The sequence below is a fragment of the Curtobacterium sp. Csp2 genome (genome assembly GCF_013347165.1).
Window position 1 is genome coordinate 1,460,701 of sequence record NZ_CP054593.1, and the last position, 19,260, is coordinate 1,479,960.

At 72.6% G+C, this 19,260-nt stretch carries 15 protein-coding genes, 1 tRNA gene and 1 pseudogene; 9 read left to right on the forward strand and 8 right to left on the reverse strand.

The window, feature by feature from the left end; translation table 11 throughout:
* The first annotated feature begins 225 nt into the window (after positions 1 to 225).
* The 9 genes from topA to HUN59_RS07355 all read left to right on the forward strand — a co-directional run bounded on the left by topA (position 226) and on the right by HUN59_RS07355 (position 10,802).
* Positions 226 to 3,015: a type I DNA topoisomerase gene (gene topA / locus HUN59_RS07315; RefSeq protein WP_174779415.1), complete on the forward strand. Its 2,790-nt coding sequence runs from the start codon at positions 226 to 228 to the stop codon at positions 3,013 to 3,015.
* Positions 3,012 to 3,686, forward strand: a complete 675-nt coding sequence (gene tmk / locus HUN59_RS07320; RefSeq protein WP_174777966.1) for a dTMP kinase — start codon at positions 3,012 to 3,014, stop codon at positions 3,684 to 3,686. The genes topA and tmk overlap by 4 nt, the downstream gene beginning before the upstream one ends.
* Before the next feature lie 25 nt (positions 3,687 to 3,711).
* On the forward strand, positions 3,712 to 4,854 hold the full coding sequence (locus HUN59_RS07325) for a DNA polymerase III subunit delta' (RefSeq protein ID WP_058741671.1): 1,143 nt from the start codon (positions 3,712 to 3,714) through the stop codon (positions 4,852 to 4,854).
* A gap of 144 nt (positions 4,855 to 4,998) precedes the next feature.
* Entirely contained in the window at positions 4,999 to 5,640 is a 642-nt protein-coding gene (locus HUN59_RS07330; protein WP_174777967.1) for a TetR/AcrR family transcriptional regulator, read from the forward strand.
* A 44-nt stretch (positions 5,641 to 5,684) separates the two neighbouring features.
* A tRNA-Thr gene (locus tag HUN59_RS07335) sits at positions 5,685 to 5,760 on the forward strand.
* Positions 5,761 to 5,973: 213 nt separating this feature from the next.
* Positions 5,974 to 7,044 (forward strand): Gfo/Idh/MocA family protein, encoded by a 1,071-nt coding sequence (locus HUN59_RS07340; RefSeq protein ID WP_174777968.1) that lies wholly within the window; start codon positions 5,974 to 5,976, stop codon positions 7,042 to 7,044.
* An 11-nt stretch (positions 7,045 to 7,055) separates the two neighbouring features.
* Positions 7,056 to 8,543 (forward strand): D-alanyl-D-alanine carboxypeptidase/D-alanyl-D-alanine endopeptidase, encoded by a 1,488-nt coding sequence (gene dacB / locus HUN59_RS07345; RefSeq protein ID WP_174777971.1) that lies wholly within the window; start codon positions 7,056 to 7,058, stop codon positions 8,541 to 8,543.
* A 100-nt stretch (positions 8,544 to 8,643) separates the two neighbouring features.
* Positions 8,644 to 9,264, forward strand: coding sequence for an isochorismatase family protein (locus HUN59_RS07350; protein WP_174777972.1), 621 nt, complete (start codon positions 8,644 to 8,646; stop codon positions 9,262 to 9,264).
* A 68-nt stretch (positions 9,265 to 9,332) separates the two neighbouring features.
* Entirely contained in the window at positions 9,333 to 10,802 is a 1,470-nt protein-coding gene (locus tag HUN59_RS07355; RefSeq protein ID WP_174779416.1) for an NAD-dependent succinate-semialdehyde dehydrogenase, read from the forward strand.
* A gap of 4 nt (positions 10,803 to 10,806) precedes the next feature.
* On the opposite strand, the gene HUN59_RS07360 is transcribed toward HUN59_RS07355, so the two are convergent.
* The 8 genes and pseudogenes from HUN59_RS07360 to HUN59_RS07395 form a co-directional block, all read right to left on the reverse strand.
* Positions 10,807 to 12,663, reverse strand: coding sequence for an ABC transporter ATP-binding protein (locus HUN59_RS07360; RefSeq protein WP_174777973.1), 1,857 nt, complete (start codon positions 12,661 to 12,663; stop codon positions 10,807 to 10,809).
* A gap of 225 nt (positions 12,664 to 12,888) precedes the next feature.
* Complete coding sequence (locus HUN59_RS07365) at positions 12,889 to 14,286, reverse strand: MFS transporter (protein WP_174777974.1); 1,398 nt, start codon at positions 14,284 to 14,286, stop codon at positions 12,889 to 12,891.
* A gap of 253 nt (positions 14,287 to 14,539) precedes the next feature.
* Positions 14,540 to 15,163: pseudogene (gene ribA / locus HUN59_RS07370) on the reverse strand (GTP cyclohydrolase II); the annotation flags it as partial.
* A gap of 29 nt (positions 15,164 to 15,192) precedes the next feature.
* The gene (ribD, locus tag HUN59_RS07375) at positions 15,193 to 16,260 is read right to left on the reverse strand and encodes a bifunctional diaminohydroxyphosphoribosylaminopyrimidine deaminase/5-amino-6-(5-phosphoribosylamino)uracil reductase RibD (RefSeq protein ID WP_174779417.1); all 1,068 of its coding nucleotides are present in this window, start codon (positions 16,258 to 16,260) and stop codon (positions 15,193 to 15,195) included.
* A 100-nt stretch (positions 16,261 to 16,360) separates the two neighbouring features.
* On the reverse strand, positions 16,361 to 16,942 hold the full coding sequence (locus tag HUN59_RS07380; protein WP_174777975.1) for a GNAT family N-acetyltransferase: 582 nt from the start codon (positions 16,940 to 16,942) through the stop codon (positions 16,361 to 16,363).
* A 2-nt stretch (positions 16,943 to 16,944) separates the two neighbouring features.
* Entirely contained in the window at positions 16,945 to 17,955 is a 1,011-nt protein-coding gene (gene trpS, locus HUN59_RS07385; protein WP_174777976.1) for a tryptophan--tRNA ligase, read from the reverse strand.
* Positions 17,956 to 17,990: 35 nt separating this feature from the next.
* Positions 17,991 to 18,833 (reverse strand): exodeoxyribonuclease III, encoded by an 843-nt coding sequence (locus HUN59_RS07390; RefSeq protein ID WP_114849865.1) that lies wholly within the window; start codon positions 18,831 to 18,833, stop codon positions 17,991 to 17,993.
* A 152-nt stretch (positions 18,834 to 18,985) separates the two neighbouring features.
* On the reverse strand, positions 18,986 to 19,258 hold the full coding sequence (locus HUN59_RS07395) for an HPr family phosphocarrier protein (RefSeq protein ID WP_058742743.1): 273 nt from the start codon (positions 19,256 to 19,258) through the stop codon (positions 18,986 to 18,988).
* Positions 19,259 to 19,260: the final 2 nt, after the last annotated feature.

Consider the following 19,260-nt stretch of genomic DNA (forward strand, 5'->3'; position numbering starts at 1 on the left):
GCGCGGCTCACCGACTGTCGGACGGCGGGCTCCGTCGCCCGGGTCGGCGTCACGGTCGGTTCCGGAGCTGTCGCCGTGGGCGCGCTCGCGGTGGCCGGTCCGCCCACCGGGTCGTGCCGACAGTGTGTGTATGGTGTGCACGTCGGCCCCCGGTCACCGTCGTCCCGGTCGTCCATGGTCCCTGTGCGGGACGGAGCCGGCGTGCACCATCGATCAAGGAGTCACGTGCCAGGCACGAAGAAGCTCGTGATCGTCGAGAGCCCCGCGAAGGCGAAGACGATCGCGCAATACCTCGGTGACGGATACGAAGTCCAGGCGTCAGTCGGACACATCCGCGACCTCGTCGAGCCCAAGAACCTGCCGGCCGAGCTGAAGAAGGGGTCGCTCGGCAAGTTCTCCGTCGACGTCGACAACGGCTTCGAGCCCTACTACGTGGTCTCCGACGCGAAGAAGAAGACGGTGACCGAGCTCAAGCGGGCGCTCAAGGACGCCGACGAGCTCTACCTCGCAACTGATGAAGACCGCGAGGGCGAGGCCATCGCGTGGCACCTCCTGCAGGTGCTCAAGCCCAAGGTGCCCGTGAAGCGCATGGTGTTCCACGAGATCACGAAGGAGGCCATCCAGCGCGCGCAGGAGGCCACCCGCGAACTCGACACCGCGCTCGTCGACGCCCAGGAGACCCGTCGAATCCTCGACCGGCTCTACGGGTACGAGGTCTCGCCGGTGCTCTGGCGCAAGGTCGGCCCCGGACTGTCCGCCGGGCGCGTGCAGTCCGCCGCCACCCGTCTCGTCGTGGACCGGGAGCGCGAGCGCCTGGCGTTCGTCTCGGCGAACTACTGGGACCTGACGGCGCGCTTCGAGAAGGTCGGCGACACCGCCTTCACCGCCCGGCTCGCTCGTCTCCAGGGCACCCGCGTGGCCTCCGGTCGCGACTTCGACGACCGCGGTGCGCTCAAGGGCGAGGCCGTCCGGCTGGACGAGGCGTCCGCCGCTGCCCTGACCCGCGTGCTCGAGCAGGCCGGCGACGCCGTCGTCCGCAGCGTCGACTCGAAGCCGTACACGCGCCGTCCGGCCGCGCCGTTCACCACCTCGACGCTCCAGCAGGAGGCCGCGCGGAAGCTCCGTTTCTCGGCCCGGCAGACGATGAGCGTCGCGCAGGGGCTGTACGAGAACGGCCACATCACCTACATGCGAACGGACTCGTCGTCCCTGTCGCAGCAGGCGATCACCGCCGCCCGGAAGCAGGCGTCGTCGCTGTACGGTCCGGAGACCGTCCCCGACAAGCCGCGCAGCTACGCCGGCAAGAGCAAGAACGCGCAGGAGGCGCACGAGGCCATCCGGCCCGCGGGCGACACCTTCAAGACCCCGTCCGAGATGGAGGGGGTGCTGCGCGGCAACGACTGGAAGCTCTACGACCTCATCTGGAAGCGCACGGTCGCGTCGCAGATGGCGGACGCCAAGGGCTCGACCGCGTCGGTCGTCCTCGGGATCACGTCGACCGAGCCCGTCACGGGCCTGGCGTCGACGGCGAACGGCACGGACGCGGAGTTCACCGCGTCCGGCACCGTGATCACCTTCCGCGGCTTCCTCAACGCGTACGAGGAAGGTCGCGACGAGGAGCGCCACGGCGGTGCCGACGGCGCGGACGCGAAGCTCCCGCAGATGGCCGAGGGGGACCACCTCGGCGTCAGCGAGGTCGACGCCAAGGGGCACGACACCTCGGCCCCGCCGCGGTACACCGAGGCGAGCCTGGTGAAGACGCTCGAGGAGCTCGGCATCGGCCGACCCTCGACGTACGCCGCGATCATCTCGACGATCATGGACCGCGGCTACGTGACCCAGCGCGGCAGCGCACTCGTGCCGAACTGGATCGCGTTCAGCGTGGTCCGACTGCTCGAGGACCACTTCGCCGACCTGGTGCAGTACGACTTCACCGCCGGGATGGAAGAGGACCTCGACCGGATCGCCAGCGGCGACGAGGACCGGGTCGACTGGCTCAAGGAGTTCTACTTCGGCGGCGGCGACCAGCGCGGTCTGCGCACCGTCATCGACAACCTCGGCGAGATCGACGCCCGGGACATCAACTCGGTCGAGCTCGCGCCGGGGCTCACGCTCCGCATCGGTCGGTACGGCCCCTACATCGAGGTGCCGGGCGAGGACCCCGAGAAGCCCCGACGCGTGAACGTCCCCGAGGACCTGGCGCCGGACGAGCTCACCGCCGAGAAGGCACAGGAGCTCGTCGACGCCCCGGTCGTCGGCGACCGCGTCGTGGGCATCAATCCGGAGTCCGGGAAGGAGGTCCTGGCGAAGGACGGTCGGTTCGGCCCGTACGTCACCGAGCGGAGCCCCGAGCCCGAGCCCACCGTGGACCCCTCGACCGGCGAGGTGACGGAGCCCGCCCCGGCCGAGGCCGCAGCAGCGACGACGACCGCAGCGGCGACGACCGCGACGAAGGCGCCGGCGAAGAAGACCACGAAGAAGGCCGCCGCGCCGAAGGAACGCACCGCGTCGCTCTTCAAGTCGATGGACCCGCAGACCGTCGACCTGGAGACCGCGCTGAAGCTCCTCGACCTGCCCCGTGTCGTCGGGAAGGACCCGGAGTCCGGCGAGGACATCACGGCGCAGAACGGCCGCTACGGTCCGTACATCAAGAAGGGCACGGACACCCGGACCCTGCCGAGCGAGGACGCGATCTTCGAGGTCGACCTACCCGGCGCGCTCGAGCTGTTCGCCCAGCCGAAGTACGGCGGCCGTCGGACCGCGAGCGCCGCGCTCAAGGAGTTCGAGGCGGACCCGGTGTCGGGCAAGCCGATCAAGGTGAAGGACGGCCGCTTCGGTCCGTACGTCACCGACGGGGAGACGAACGCCACGATCCCGCGTGGTGAGGACGTCGAGTCCGTCGACCACGCCCGTGCCGTGCAGCTCCTGGCGGACAAGCGTGCCAAGGGTCCGGTCAAGAAGAAGGCCCCGGCGCGGAAGGCCGCTCCGAAGAAGGCCGCCCCGAAGAAGCAGTGACCGACGGGACAGCGCCGCGCACAGCGGCGGACAGATCGCCGGCGCGCGGGTGGTTCATCACGCTCGAGGGCGGGGACGGTGTCGGCAAGACGACACAGGCCGCCCTGCTGACGGCGTGGCTCGAGGCGCGCGGCCGCACGGTCGTCCGGACCCGTGAGCCCGGGGGCACCGACCTCGGGCAGCGGATCCGCGAGATCGTCCTGCACGAACGCGGCCACGTCGCCCCGCGCGCCGAGGCCCTGCTCTACGCGGCCGACCGGGCGCACCACGTCGAGACCGTGGTGCGGCCCGCCGTCGCGCGCGGTGACGTCGTGCTGCAGGATCGCTACATCGACTCGTCGGTGGCGTACCAGGGCGTCGCGCGCGGCCTCGGCGCCGACCACATCCGGTCGGTGTCCGACTGGGCAGCCGACGGGCTCGTCCCGGACCTGACCGTCCTGCTCGACCTCGACGTCACGGTCGGACGTGCGCGGGTGGCAGCGGCCCGGGGCGACACGTTCGACCGGCTCGAGTCCGAGGCCGAGGCGTTCCACGAGTCGGTCCGGCAGGCGTTCCTCGCCATGGCGACGGCCGAGCCGGACCGGTTCCTGGTCGTCGACGCCGCCGAGGACCCCGACGCCGTGCAGCAGCGCATCCGTGCGGCCGTCGCTGCCCTGGTGCCCGCGGCGTGACGGTGGCTGCTGACAGGATGACCTCGTGAGCGTGTGGGACGGCCTGACCGGTCAGGACGAGGCGGTGGCTGCGCTGCGGTCCGCTGCCGAGGGGCCGGAGGACACCGGTGGCATGACGCACTCGTGGCTCATCACCGGCCCGCCCGGGTCCGGTCGGTCGAACGTCGCCGCGGCCTTCGCCGCCGCACTGGTCGGTGCTGGCTCCGACGACGACCACGCGCTCCGGCAGATCGCCGCGCGCACCCACCCGGACGTGTCCGTGCTGACCACCCAGCGGGTGATCATCACGATCGACGAGATCCGGCAGCTCGTGACGTCGTCGTACTACTCGCCGTCGGTGGGCCGGTACCGCGTCGTCATCATCGAGGACGCCGACCGCATGACCGAGCGGACCTCGAACCTGCTGCTCAAGGCGCTCGAGGAGCCCCCGGAGCGGACGGTGTGGATCCTCTGCGCCCCGAGCGAGGCCGACCTGCTGCCGACCATCCGGTCGCGCGTCCGGTCGGTGCGCCTCCGGGTGCCCGACGTCGCCTCGGTCGCCGAGCTCATCGTCGCGCGCACCGGCGTCGACCGTGCCCTCGCGACGGATGCCGCACGCCAGGCGCAGAGCCACATCGGGATGGCCCAGCGGCTCGCCACGAGCGAGGACGCCCGGAACCGCCGGCGGCGGACCCTGACCACCGTGCTCGGTGTGCGCTCCGTGGGCGACGCCGTCATGGCGGCGGCGGACCTGCTCGCGGTCGCGGACGAGGACGCGAAGGCGATCACCCAGCAGCGCGACGCCGAGGAACGGGACGCCGCCCTGCGGTCCCTCGGCATCGAGCCCGGCGGCACGGTCCCGCCCGCGCTCCGCTCGCAGCTCCGTGCCCTCGAGGAGGACCAGAAGCGCCGGGCGACGCGGAGCCTGCGGGACGGTCTCGACCGCATCCTGGTCGACGTCTCCTCGCTGTACCGCGACCTGCTCCTGCTCGGGCTCGGTGCTCCGGCGGAACCGGTGAACGAGACGATGCGGGACGAACTCGACCGGGCCCTCGGAGCGGTGCCACCCGCCGCCGCGCTCGAGGTCCTCGACGCGATCGCCCTCGCTCGGCAGCGGATCGCCGCCAACGTCGCCGCGCTCCTGGCGCTCGAAGCCCTCCTGGTCACGATCGCCCGCGCGACACGCTGACCAGCATCGCCCGCACGGCGGACCCCGCAGCGATCGCCCGCGCGACACGCTGACCGCCGCCGCCCGCACGGCGGACCCCGCCCCGATCCTCCCGTCCGTCCCCGGCCACACCTGCGCGACCGGCGCCCGTGAGAAGATCACCGCATGCCCGACGCCGCTCCCGGCCTGCGCGAGCGCAAGCGCCGCGCCACCCGCTTCGCCATCCAGCAGGCCGCCCTCCGGATCGCGATCGAGTCCGGCCTCGCCGCCGTGACGGTCGACGAGGTCTCGCGGCGCGCCGACGTGTCGCCGCGCACGTTCTTCAACTACTTCCCGAGCAAGGAACAGGCGCTCCTCGGCGACGACCCGACGCTGCCGGACGACGACGCCCTGGCGACGTTCCGCGCCGGCGGGCCGAGCGGAGACCTGCTCGGCGACCTGGGCACCCTGCTGGTGCACGCGACCGAGGAGCTCATCGAGGAGCGCGGCCTGCTCGAGGAGCGGCAGCAGGTGCTGCGCGCCGCGCCCGAACTGTTCAGTCGGCGGATGGCGTCGATGAAGGAGTTCCAGGCGCAGATCGAGGACGCCGTCGCCGCCCGACTCCGGACGACGGACCCCGCGTTGGCGGAGGCTGCGGACCCGGATGCGCTGCGGCGCCGGGCGAGACTGGCCTCGATCGTGGCGCTCGCGGCCCTGCGGCACGCCTGGTGGGAGTGGTCGGACAGCGCGACCGAGACGCACCTGGTGGACGAGCTGGAGCGGTCCTTCGCCGAGCTCGGGGCGCTCGTTTCGCGTTCACTCGTCTGAACCTGTATAGTCCTTACCCGTGCCACTCCGGCAACGGAGTGTCCGCCGCCTTAGCTCAGTCGGCAGAGCGATTCACTCGTAATGAATAGGTCGTCGGTTCGATTCCGACAGGCGGCTCCACCGAGAACCCCCGTCCTCCAGCAGGAGGCGGGGGTTCTCGCCGTTCCGGGCCGCAACGCCGGGTACGCCCGGGACCCGCCCGCCGGACGCGCCGGCCACACGCGGGCGCGTCCGCCGGACGCGCCGAGCCCGTGCGCGACACGACCCGTCCGCCGGACGCACCCACCCCGTCACACGACCGGCCGTCCCGGCGCCGACTGGTAGACAGGTCGCATGACGGTTCGCTGGGGAGTCATCGGCACGGGCGGCATCGCCCACTCGTTCGTGCGGGACTGCACCGCCGCCGGGGTCGCGTTCGTCGCGGTCGGCAGCCGCACGCCGGAGCGCGCCGAGGCGTTCGCCGCCGAGCACGGCATCCCGCGGGCGTACGGCTCGTACGAGGACCTCGTCGCCGCGGACGACGTCGACGCGGTGTACGTCGCGACCCCGCACTCCCGGCACGCCGAGGACGCCCTCCTCGCCGTCGCCGCCGGCAAGCACGTCCTCGTCGAGAAAGCCTTCACGATCACCGCCGACGAGGCCCGCCGTGTCGTCGACGCCGCCCGCCGCGTCGACGTCGCCGTGATGGAGGCGATGTGGACGCGCTTCCTGCCGCAGTCCGCGATGATCCGCCAGGTCATCGCCGAGGGGCGCATCGGTCGCCCCCGGGTGGTCGAGGCCACGCACCACCAGGCACTGCCGTCCGACCCGACGCACCGTCTCAACGACCCCGCGCTCGGCGGGGGCGCGATCCTGGACCTCGGCGTCTACCCGATCTCGTTCGCGGTCGACGTGCTCGGCGTCCCGACGGCGGTCACCGCGGCGGGCACGCTGAGCGACCAGGGCGTCGACACGCAGATGGGCGTCGTGCTCACGCACGAGGGCGGCGCGCAGTCGATGCTCCACTTCGGCCTGGACCTGCGGAGCCCGAACACCGCGTCGATCATCGGTGAGGACGGCCGCATCGACCTCGACGCGACCTGGTACACCCCGACGACGTGGCGGATCCGGGACCGGGACGGCGTCGTGGTCGAGGAGTTCGACGGGCGCGAGGAACTCGCCGGCTACGGGCACGAGGCCCGCGCCTTCGAGGCGATGATCTCCTCCGGCATGCACGAGGGCGGTCCGATGGACCCCGAGGAGACCGTCGCGATCATGGCCGTGATGGACGAGGCCCGTCGCCAGGTCGGCGTCCGCTACGCGGCCGACGGCGACGGCGACACCGCTGCTCCCTCGGATGCGACGACCGAGCGTGGACGGTCGGTCCCGGGATCCGGTCTGGAGGCTCCTCCCGCAGTTCCGTAGGATCGGTCGCGATGTCCGACCAGCAGCCCTCGTCGCAGTCCGTCGCCGACCGCCTCCGTCACGCGGTCGCCGCCGTCCGCGGGTCCGTCACCCGCCGTCCGGTGCCGTGGATCGCGGGCGCCCTGGCCGGTGTCCTCGTGCTCGGGTCCGGGGGAGCCGTCGCGATCGCGGCGGCGACCGCTCCGACCACGCGGTCGACGAGCGCCGCCGCGGTGCCGTCCGCGACGACGTCCCGGACGCCGAGCTCGACCCCCACCCCGACGCCCACGCCGGCCGGCCGCTCGGTGCCGCAGGACGTCGCCGGCCCGTCCGCCCTGCGGACGTGCACGATCGACGCCGCGGCCTCGGCGCCCGGCCTCGGCGACTTCGAGGGGTACGTGATGAACGCGGCGACCGGCGAGGTCCTGTTCTCCCGCAAGGGCGACCAGCCCGCGCAGACCGGCAGCGTGATGAAGACCCTCACGACGGCGACGGCCCTCGCGGTCCTCGGCGGCGACCACCGGATCCCGACGACGGTGACGAAGGAGCCGGACGGCACGATCGCGATCGTCGGTCACGGCGACCCGACGCTCTCGGTCGGCGGCGGCACGGTCTACCCCGGGGCGCCGACCCTGGCGCAGCTCGCCCAGCAGGTGAAGGCATCGCTCGGTGACGCCCCCGTCACGACGATCGTCACCGACGACACCTACTGGAACGACGCCGACGCGTGGGATCCCACGTGGCCGGTGAGCGAGCGGACGATCGGGTACCAGCCCGAGGTCACGGCGCTCATGGTGGACGGCGACCGGGCGAACCCGGCGGCCGCGACCTCGCCGCGCTCCACCGACCCGGTCGGTCGCGCGGGTGCGGCGTTCCGGACGGCACTGGCGAACGCGGGCGTGGTCGGCGCTGGGAACGCCCAGATCGTCAAGCGGGCCACGACGAGCACGGACACGATCGCGACGGTCTCCTCGCAGCCCGTCTCGACGCTGATCGGGCAGATGATCCCCAACTCGGACAACACCCTCGCCGAGATGCTCGCGCGGATCTCGTCGAAGGAGTCCGGCGCCGACGGCTCCGCGGCCTCGCTCACCGGGGTCTACCAGAAGGCACTGGCGTCGTACGGGGTCGACCCGGCGGGCATCGTGATCAAGGACGGCTCGGGCGAGAGCGCGTCGAACGCGGTGTCGCCCGACTTCGTCGCCCACCTCATGGTCCAGGTCGCGGCCGGCGCGGAGGGCCTCGGGACCCTCGCGGAGTCGCTGCCGGTCGCCGGGCAGTCGGGGACGCTCGCGAGCCGGTTCACCGGGGCGAACGCCGTGGCGCGCGGCAAGGTGCACGCGAAGACCGGGTGGATCGACAGCGCGAACACCCTCGGCGGCTACATCGACGCGGCGGACGGCACCCGGCTGACGTTCGCGTTCTACGCGATCGGCTCGTCGCGGGCGGCGGCGCTCCCCGCGCTCGACGCCGTGACCGCGGCCACCTACTCGTGCGGTGGGCAGCTCACCGGGTCCTGATCCCGCGACGGACGCCGCCCTGTTCGCGCTCCGCTGAGTCCTGCGCGCGTCGCTCTCGCGGCCGACCGGGCTCGGAGGCGCCGGGTGCAGGATGGACGGCATGGCCAGGGCACTGCTCGTCGTCGACGTCCAGAACGACTTCACGGAGGGCGGTGCGCTCGGCGTCGCCGGCGGGGCCGCCCTCGCGGAGCGCATCACGGCGTTCCTCGGTCGGCACGCCGACGAGTACGACCTGATCGTCGGGTCCCGCGACTGGCACCACGGCGACGACGACAACGGCGGCCACTTCGCCGGCGCGGCGGGCCCGGACTTCGTCGACACCTGGCCCGTGCACTGCGTCGGCGGTACCGCGGGCGCCGAGTACCACCCGGCCCTCGACACCTCGGTCGTGGACGTCCACGTGTTCAAGGGGCAGGGCCGTCCCGACTACTCGGCGTTCCAGGCCGTGACCGAGGACGGCACCGCCCTGCCGGACCTGCTGGCGGAGCGCCGCGTGACGACGGTCGACATCGTCGGCATCGCGACGGACCACTGCGTCCGGGCCTCGGCGCTCGACGCCCGCGAAGCCGGCCTGGACGTCGCCGTGTACGAGGACCTGGTGGCGGGCGTCGACCCGGACCGGAGCGCTGCGGCGCTCGACGACATCCGAGCGGTCGGCGGACACGTCGACCGCAGCGACATGGACGAGGGGCTCGCGAACCCCGGAGGAGCAGTACTGTGACCGACACCACCAGCACCACCGACACCACCAGCGCCGGCACCGAGCACGACGGCGGTCCGACCACGACCGTGGCGGACGAGCACGTCCGCGTCACGGGGGTACCGACGGGCCTGTTCATCGGCGGGCAGTGGCGGGCCGCGAGCGTTGGCGCGACGTTCGCCGTCCGGGACCCGTCGACGGGGGAGGTCCTCGCCGAGGTCGCCGACGCCACACCGGAGGACGGCATGGCCGCCCTCGACGCCGCTGCCGCCGCGCAGGAGTCATGGGCCGCGACACCGCCCCGCACGCGGTCGGACATCCTGCGCCGGACCTTCGACCTGGCGCTGGAGCACGAGGACGACCTCGCCGCGCTCATGACCCTCGAGATGGGCAAGCCCATCGCCGAGTCGCGGGGCGAGGTGACCTACGGTGCCGAGTTCCTCCGCTGGTTCTCGGAGGAGGCCGTCCGGATCCACGGCGACTACCGCACGAACCCGGAGGGCACCGGCCGCGGGATCGTCCTGCGTCGGCCGGTCGGCCCGGTGTACGCGATCACCCCGTGGAACTTCCCGCTCGCGATGGCGACCCGGAAGATCGGGCCCGCCCTGGCCGCCGGCTGCACCGTGGTGCTCAAGCCCGCCGAGCTCACCCCGCTCACGACGCTGTTCCTCGTCGAGCTGTTCCGCCGTGCGGGGCTGCCGGACGGCGTGCTCAACGTCGTGCCGTCCCTCGACGCGAAGGGCCTGTCCGCGCCGATCCTCGCCGACCGTCGCCTCCGGAAGCTCACCTTCACGGGGTCGACCCCGGTCGGCTCGGCGCTCCTCAAGCAGGCCGCGGACACCGTCCTCAAGACGAGCATGGAGCTCGGCGGCAACGCCCCGCTCCTGGTCTTCGACGACGCCGACCTGGACCAGGCCGTCGAGGCCGCGATGCAGGCGAAGTTCCGGAACGTCGGCGAGGCCTGCACCGCCGCGAACCGCTTCTTCGTGCAGGAGGGCATCGCGGACGCCTTCACCGCGGCGCTCACCGCGAAGGTGGACGGGTTCCGCATCGGCCGCGGGACCGAGGACGGCACGACGATGGGGCCGCTCATCGACGACCGCGCGGTGGACAAGGCTGCGGCCCTGGTCGACGACGCCGTGCAGCGCGGTGCGCGGCTCGTCACCGGCGGGGAGCGGGTCGACCGGCCGGGGACCTTCTACGCGCCGACCGTCCTGGACGACGTGCAGCCGGGGTCCGACATCCTGACGACCGAGATCTTCGGCCCGGTCGTCTCGATCACCCGCTTCGCCACCGAGGACGAGGGCATCCGGCTCGCGAACGACACCGAGTACGGCCTGGTCGCCTACGCGTTCACCGGTGACTTCCGGCGGGGGCAGCGGCTGGCGGAGCGCCTGGAGACGGGGATGCTCGGGTTGAACACGGGCGTCGTGTCGAACGCCGCGTTCCCGTTCGGCGGGGTGAAGTCCTCCGGGCTCGGGCGCGAGGGGTCGCACGAGGGCATCGAGGAGTACTTGGAGTCGGTGTACGTCCTGACGCCGGACCCCTTCGCCGCCTGACGGCTCAGACCAGGAGCTGGTGCTTCGCCAGGTCCCGGTACAGCGGGGTGGACTGCACGAGCTCGGAGTGCGTGCCCGTGCCCACCACCCGGCCGTGCTCGAGCACCACGATGACGTCGGAGTCCACCACGGTCGACAGCCGGTGAGCGATGACGAGCAGGGTGCGGTCCTCGGCCACGGCGTCGATCGCGAGCCGCATCTTCTGCTCGTTCACCCCGTCGAGCGACGAGGTCGACTCGTCGAGCAGCAGGATCGGCGGCGCCGCCAGGAGCGCCCGGGCGATCGCGAGCCGCTGCCGCTCACCGCCGGAGAGCATCACGCCGTCCTCACCGACCTGCGCGTCGAGGCCACGCGGGTCGCGGTGCAGCACGTCGCCGAGGTTCACGGCCTCGAGCACGCGGACGCACTCGGTCTCGGACGCGTCGGGGGAGCCGAGCAGCAGGTTCGCCCGGATCGTGCCGGCGAGCACGGGGGCGTCCTGCTCGACGTAGCCGATCTGGGCGCGGAGCTCCGCGCGGTCCAGCCCGCGCACGTCGACCCCGCCGAGCCGGATGACACCGGAGGTCGGGTCGTAGAACCGCTCGATGAGCGCGAGCGTCGTCGACTTGCCGGCGCCCGAGGGCCCGACGAGCGCGACCCGGGCACCGCGCGGCACCCGGAAGGACACGTCGTCCAGCACGACGTCGTCCGCACCAGGAGCGCCATCACCAGCACCAGCACCAGCACCGCTACCAACGGCACCCGCACCCGCACCCGCAGCCCCGTCAGCGCCGGACGCGTCGGCGCCCCCCGCGTACCGGAACGTGACGTGCTCGAACGCGATCGCGTCGTCCGTCTCCGTCGCGGCGGCCACCCGCACGGCCCCGTCGTCCTGGTCCTCGGTCGGCAGGTGCAGGATCTCCTCGATGCGGCCGAGCGCGCCGAGCGCCTGCGCGACGGCCACCGCCGCGCCCAGGGCCTGCCCGAGCGGCATCACCATCATGAAGAGCAGCAGGATGAACGTGATGAGCGTCGCGATGGTGATCTGCCCGGCGGCGACCTGTGCCCCGCCGACACCGAGCACGGCGATGAACGCGACCTGCATGACGATGCTCGCGACCGGCACGACGAACGCCGACATCTTCGCGATGTCGAGGCCGCGACGGTAGGCCTCGGTCGCGTGGTCGTCGACCTCGCGGACCTCGCGGTCGGTGGCGCCGGCGGCGCGGATGGTCCGCACGGCCCCGATGCCGCGCTCGATCGCGGCCGTGAGGTCGCCGACCTTCTCCTGCGCCCGCTTCGACGCGATGCGGATGCGCCGGCTGAGCCCGCCGACGACGACGATCGCGACGAGGACGATGACGACCGTGATCCCGAGGAGGAGCGGGTCGATCACGGCCATCGCGATGATCGCGCCGATGAACGTGAGCGCGCCGCCGATCGACTCGATGAGCCCCTGCGTGAGCACCGCGCGCAGGAGCGTCGTGTCGCTCCCCACGCGGGAGACGAGGTCACCCGTGCGCCGCGTGTCGAACTCCGAGATCGGCAGGTTGAGGATCCGCGCGATGAGCTTGCGGCGCGTCGAGAGCACCACGCCCTCGCCCGCGCGTTGGAGCAGGAAGTGCTGGACGCCGTTCAGGAGTCCGGACACGAGCACGAGCGCCACGAGCACCCAGACGAGGACCGACAGGGTGTCGCCCTGCTGCACGGCCGTCACGACCTGGTTCACCAGGAGCGGCTGCGCGAGCGATGCGGCGGCTCCGAGGACGCTCAGCACGATGATCACGGCCATCGCGGGCTTGTTCTCGAACAGGTAGGTCAGCAGCCGTCCGAAGCTGGCGCGGGGCCCGTCGGACTTCTTGGCACGTGCGAAGAGACTCATCGTTCCTGGTTCCTGCCGCCCGTGCGGGAGGTGCTGGCGGCCGTCGTCCAGTCTCGCACCGACCGGTGGGTGCGCGCTGCGCGAGGACGGACGGGAGGCACGGTGCCAGCTGGCACACCTCCCTCGCAGGCTCGGTCGGCGCGCCCCGCGTGACGCTGACGCGTCACCGCTGAGCGGGGCGCGCTCCCGTCCGAAGTGGAGTCGCGTCAGCGACGTGTGGTCGCGTCATCGACGGGTGGCGGTCGCGTCCCCGTCCGCGAGGCCGGCCTGCTTGGTCTCGCGGACGAGCAGGAGGGCGACGAGCGTCACGACGGCGGCCCCGGTCAGGTACAGCCCGACGAAGAAGATGTTCCCGTCCGGCTGCCACAGCTGCAGCGCGATCGTCGGCGCGAGCGAGGCCCCGATGATCGACGCGATGTTGTACGCCAGCGCGGAGCCCGTGTACCGGACGTTCGTCGGGAAGAGCTCCGGCAGGAGCGCCCCCATCGGCCCGAACGTCAGGCCCATGAGCGACAGCCCGACGATCAGGAACGTCACGACGGTGATCGGCCCGGTGGCGGCGGCGAACCAGAGCTGGAACGTCAGGCCGAACAGGGCGATGCCGAGCGTGGTCGGGATCAGGGTGCGGCGGCGACCGTACTTGTCCGCGAGCCAGCCGGCGATCGGGGTGAAGATGCCGAAGAACACCACGCCGATCATGAGCAGGGTGAGGAACTCCCCACGGCTGTAGCCGAGCCCGAGCTTCTGCAGCGGTGCCGGCTCGGACGGGTTCGTGCCGTAGTTCAGCGTGAACGTCGTCATGAAGTAGAAGAGGACGTACGTGGCGACCATGCCGAACGTGCCGACGACGACGGCCTTCCACGACGTGCGGAACACCCGGCCGAGCGGGAGCTTCGCGACCGAGCCGCTCTCCTGGACACCGCGGAACACGGTCGACTCGACCAGCTTGAAGCGGACGTAGAGACCCACCATGACGAGCACCGCGGACAGCAGGAACGGGATGCGCCAGCCCCACGCCTGGAAGTCGGCGTTCGGGGTGCCGTCGGCGGCGGCGGGCATGGCGGCGTTGATCGCGATGAACAGGCCGTTCGCGAGCAGGAAGCCGATCGGGGCGCCGAGCTGCGGCATCGAGCCGAAGACACCACGCTTGCCCTTCGGGGCGTTCTCGGTCGCGAGCAGGGCCGCGCCGGACCACTCGCCGCCGAGGCCGACGCCCTGGGCGAAGCGCAGGACGGCGAGGAGCACCGGCGCCCAGATGCCGACGCTCGCGAAGGTCGGCAGGCAGCCGATCAGGAACGTCGCGGCGCCCATCACGAGCAGGGACGCGACGAGCGTCGCCTTGCGGCCGATGCGGTCACCGAAGTGGCCGAACAGGATCGACCCGACGGGCCGGGCGAAGAAGGCGAGGGCGAACGTGACGAACGACGACAGCTGCGAGGCCGTCGGGTCCTCGTTCGGGAAGAAGAGCGTCGGGAAGACCAGGACGGCGGCGGTCGCGTAGACGTAGAAGTCGTAGAACTCGATCGACGTGCCGACGAGGCTCGCGATGACGACGCGGGAGCGCGGGTTCTCGGCGGCCGGGGCCGGTGTGGTCGTGGACGTGGGTGCCGGTGCGGCGGACATGGTGCGGGGGACTCCGAGGGGAGCGCTCGGACGAGCGCGGCGGTGTGCCGAAGCTGCGGACACCGGCTGGTCCGCGCGGGGTGGCGCGGGCGTTGCCGGGTGCGTTCGGTGGTTGGGACCGCTCGTGACGGAGCACCCAGCGTACGACAGATGTCGCCCAGCTGCGAATCCACCGAGGATCGGCTGGCGCGGCGCTGGGGGGTCGCCCGCGCCGCGCATCGCCGCGCGGTCGTCCGCGCAGCCCTGCTCGTGGTCAGCTCGCGGCGCCGGCCTGCAGGTGCGCGGGGAGCTGGTGCCCCATCCGGTCGCGCTTCGTGTCGAGGTACCCGGCGTTCTGCGCGGAGACCCCGACGACGAGCGGGACGAGGGACTCGACGGTGATGCCGTGCTCCTCGAGCTGTCGGCGCTTCTCCGGGTTGTTCGAGAGCAGGCGGACGCTCGTGATCCCGAGGTCGGCGAGGATGCCGGCCGCGCCGCCGTACTCCCGCGAGTCGGCGGGGAGCCCGAGCGCCAGGTTCGCGTCGAGCGTGTCGAGGCCGTCCTCCTGCAGGCGGTAGGCCTTGAGCTTGTTGATGAGGCCGATGCCCCGGCCTTCCTGCCCGCGCAGGTAGACGACCACACCGCCCTCGGCGGCGATCGTGTCCAGCGCGGCGTCGAGCTGCGGTCCGCACTCGCACTTCAGCGAGCCGAACGCCTCGCCGGTCAGGCACTCGGAGTGCACCCGCACGAGCGCACCGGGGCCGGGCAGTGAACCGTCGTCGTCCGTCGCGATGATCGCGACGTGCTCCGCACCCGTGACGAGGTCGCGGTAGGCGCGCATCTGGAAGGTGCCGTGGGTGGTCGGGACGTTCGTCGCGACCTCGAACTGGACCGGGCTGCCCGGGGTGGGGGAGGTGAGTGCGTCGGTCATGGGGTGCTCCGGTCGTCGTGAGCCCCGTCGTCTCCGCGCTCGTCGACCGCCGTCGTCGGTCCGGTACCGGGCCGGGAACGGTGGGGTCGTGCGCGGACCAGCAGGTCGGGGCCGAGGCTGGTGGTCGATGTTACGTCCAACTGGTGACGCTCGCCGATGCTTCCCACCCCGACGTAGCCGAGGGCGGTCCGGGGACCTCCGAGCAGCACCGGGGCGAGGTAGACGAGCACCTCGTCGACGAGACCCGCGGCGATCAGCGCGGACGCGATCGTCGGACCCCCCTCGACGAAGACGGAGTGGACACCGTGGTCGCGCAGGCTGCGCAGGGCGGTGTCGAGGTCGTGCCCGGCGAGGGTCACGAGGCCGCGGGGGTGCCGACGGACGGCGGCGTCCTCGGGCACGGGGCGGTCGCCCAGGACGACCGGGAGCGGCTGGTCGGCGAGGAGCTCGCCGCCGTCGCCGCGGGCGGTCAGGCTCGGGTCGTCGGCGAGCACGGTGCCCGTGCCGACGAGGATGGCGTCGTGCGCGGCCCGCTGCTCGTGCACGTGCTGGCGGGCGGCCGCGCCGGTGATCCACTTGCTCGTGCCGTCGGCAGCCGCGGCACGACCGTCCAGGCTCGACGCCCACTTCACGGTGACCCACGGCCGCCCGGCGCGGACCGACAGCAGCCAGCGCTCGAGGAACGCCTCGGCCTCGTCCGCGAGGACGCCGGAGACCACCTCGACCCCGGCGGCGCGCAGGCGGTCGGCGCCCCCGCGCGCCTGGACGCCCGGGTCGTCGACGGCGTAGACGACCCGTGCGACGCCGGCCTCGATGAGCGCGACGGCGCAGGGCCCGGTGCGTCCGGTGTGGTTGCACGGCTCGAGGGTGACGACGGCCGTGGCGCCGCGGAGCTGCTCCGGCGACAGCTTGGCCATCGCGTCGACCTCGGCGTGCGGGGTCCCCGCGCCCTTGTGCCAGCCCTCGGCGAGGACGTCACCGGCGGGGGAGAGCACCACGGCGCCGACGCGGGCGTGGTCGCCGACGACGGGTCCGCGGGCCGCGAGGTCGAGCGCTCGCTGCATCGCACGGACCTCGGCCGGACGGGCCGGCGGGAGGGAGGACGTGGTCACGCTCCGACACTACCGACGGGAGCGTGGTGACGCGTCACCGACTTGTCCCCTGTCAGCGAACGACGCCGCCGTCACGGAAGGACGCGTCCGGCCAGGGGAGCGCCGACGCCGGGACGCCGTCCGCGCGACGGAGCCCGGTCCAGGCCGTCGTCGGCGCACCGTCCCGTGCGGGGATGCGGGCCGGACCGGTGCCGGTGAACGAGAACCCGGCCGAGCGGGCGACCGACGCCGACGCGGTGTTGCCCTCGTAGCACTCCCAGTACACGTCCGCCGCGCCCTGGGAGAACGCCCACCGGACGACCAGGTCGACGGCCTCGTGCATGAGCCCGGCGCCCCGGGCGTACGGCGCCAGCCAGAAGCCCAGGTCGCGGTGCTCGGTGCGGAAGGACACGACGCCCTCGAGCCAGGTCGACCCGGTACGGCGGATCGCCCAGGTGTACTCGCGGTCGGACGCCCACCCGGGGCCGACGAGGGCGTCCAGGAAGGTCCGTGCGTGCTGCTCGGTGTACGGCGTCGGCACGGTCGTCCACCGCACGACGTCGGGGTCCTGGCACGCCGCGGTGATCGCCGCCGTGTCGGACCGGGTCGGCAGGTCGAGCCGGACCCGGTCCGACGACAGCGTGACGGGCAGCATCGTCAGCCGCGGGTGCGGGGCACGAAGCCGATGCGGTCGTACACCCGGGCGAGCGTCGCCTGCGCGATGGACTCGGCGCGGTCGGCGCCGACCGCGAGCAGGCGGTCGAGCTCGGCGGGGTCGTCGAGTAGCTCGAGCGTGCGCGCCCGCACCGGCTCGAGCTCGGCGACGACGGCGTCGGCCACCGCGCCCTTGAGGTCCCCGTAGCCCTTGCCGACGAACTGCTCCTCGAGCGTCGCGACGGGCCTGCGCGTGAACGCGGACAGGATCGCGAGCAGGTTCGTGACGCCGGGCTTCGCCTGCCGGTCCGCCCGGATCTCGCGCTCGGTGTCGGTGACCGCCGACCGGATCTTCTTCGCGGTGCGCTTCGGGTCGTCGAGCAGGCGGATGAGGCCGTTGTCGGACGCGGCCGACTTGCTCATCTTGCTCGTCGGGTCCTGCAGGTCGTAGATCCGCGCGGTGTCCGTGCCGATCTTGGCCTCCGGTACGACGAACGTGTCCCCGAACCGGGAGTTGAAGCGGTTCGCCAGGTCCCGGGTCAGCTCGACGTGCTGGCGCTGGTCGTCGCCGACCGGGACGACGGCGGTGTCGTAGAGCAGGATGTCCGCGGCCATCAGGATCGGGTACGTGAAGAGCCCGACGGACGCCGCCTCGGCGCCCTGACGTGCCGACTTGTCCTTGAACTGGGTCATCCGGCTGGCCTCGCCGAAGCCGGTGAGGGTGTTGAGGACCCAGGCCAGCTCGGCGTGCGCGGGGACGTGCGACTGCACGAACAGCGTCGACTTCGTCGGGTCGATGCCCGAGGCGATGTACTGCGCCGCGGTCGCCCGGGTGCTCGCGCGGAGCTCGGACGGGTCCTGCGGCGAGGTGATCGCGTGCATGTCGACCACGCAGTAGATCGCGTCGTGGTCGTCCTGCAGGTCGCGCCACTGCATGAGCGCCCCGACGTAGTTGCCGAGGTGGAGGGACCCGGCGGAGGGCTGGATCCCGGAGAAGATGCGCGTCGTGGTCATGGGGGTGTCCTGGTGGTGCGGGGGTGAGAGGAGGGTCAGAGCTCGTAGTCGACGACCACGGGGGCGTGGTCGGACCATCGCTGGTCGTACGCCGCGGCGCGGTCCACCGTGTACTGCGCGACCTTCGCCGCGAGTTCGGGGGTCGCCACCTGGTAGTCGATGCGCCAGCCGCTGTCGTTGTCGAACGCCTGGCCGCGCCAGGACCACCACGTGTACGGGCCGTCGACGTCGCCGGCCTGCTCGCGACCGACGTCGACCCAGCCGAGTCCCGGCCCGGTCGAGCCGTCCGCACCCTCGACCTGCTCGCCGTCGGCGCCGAAGAACCGCGAGAAGTAGGCACGCTCGCGCGGGAGGAACCCGGCACGCTTGACGTTGCCCTTCCAGTTCTTGATGTCGCGCTGGTCGTGGCCGACGTTGAGGTCACCGACGACGACCGCGAGTGGGTTGTGCGCGCGGAGCGCCGGGAGCCGCTCGGTCATCGCGTCGAGGAACTTCCACTTCTCGTCCTGCTTCGGGGTGTCGACCTCGCCCGAGTGCACGTACGCCGACACGACCGTGACCGTGGCGTCGCCGACCTCGTAGTCGGCCTCGATCCAGCGGCCGGCCGAGTCGAAGTCGGCGGGGCCGAGCTCGACGCGGTGCAGGTGCGCGCGCTTCCGTGACGCGATGGCGACGCCCGCGCGGCCCTTCGCCGTCGCCGGGTCGTGCACGACGTCCCACTCGTCGCCGAGCAGCCCGGTCAGGTCGTCGGTGGACGCACGGACCTCCTGCAGGGCGAGGACGTCGACGTCGCGGGTGGCGAGCCAGTCGCCCATGCCCTTCCGGAACGCGGCGCGGACTCCGTTCACGTTGACGGATGCGAGGCGCAGGCGTGTCATGCCGACCACCTTATCGGCGGGCGCCGACGCGGCCGGTCCGGACCGCGGACGTGGTCGGGATGGAGACCGGGAGACGGACGGGAGGCCCGTGGCTGCGCAGCCACGGGCCTCCCGTCCGTCCGTCGGTCGCGTCGCGACCGCGACCTGCGCGCTCAGGCCGCGTCGTGGTCCGTCTGCAGGAACTCGACCAGGCTGTCGGCGGTCGCCTCGGCGTCGTCGCCGGACACCGTCAGGGTGACCTCGTCGCCGTTCTCGATGCCCAGGCCGAGCAGGGCCAGGATGCTGCCGGCGTTGCCGGACTTGTCGCCCTTGGCGATCGTCACCTGGTGGCCGGACGCCGTGACGGTCTGGACGAACAGCGAGGCGGGGCGGGCGTGCAGGCCGGACGCGCTGGCGACGGTGACGGTGCGGGTGGCTTCGGACATCG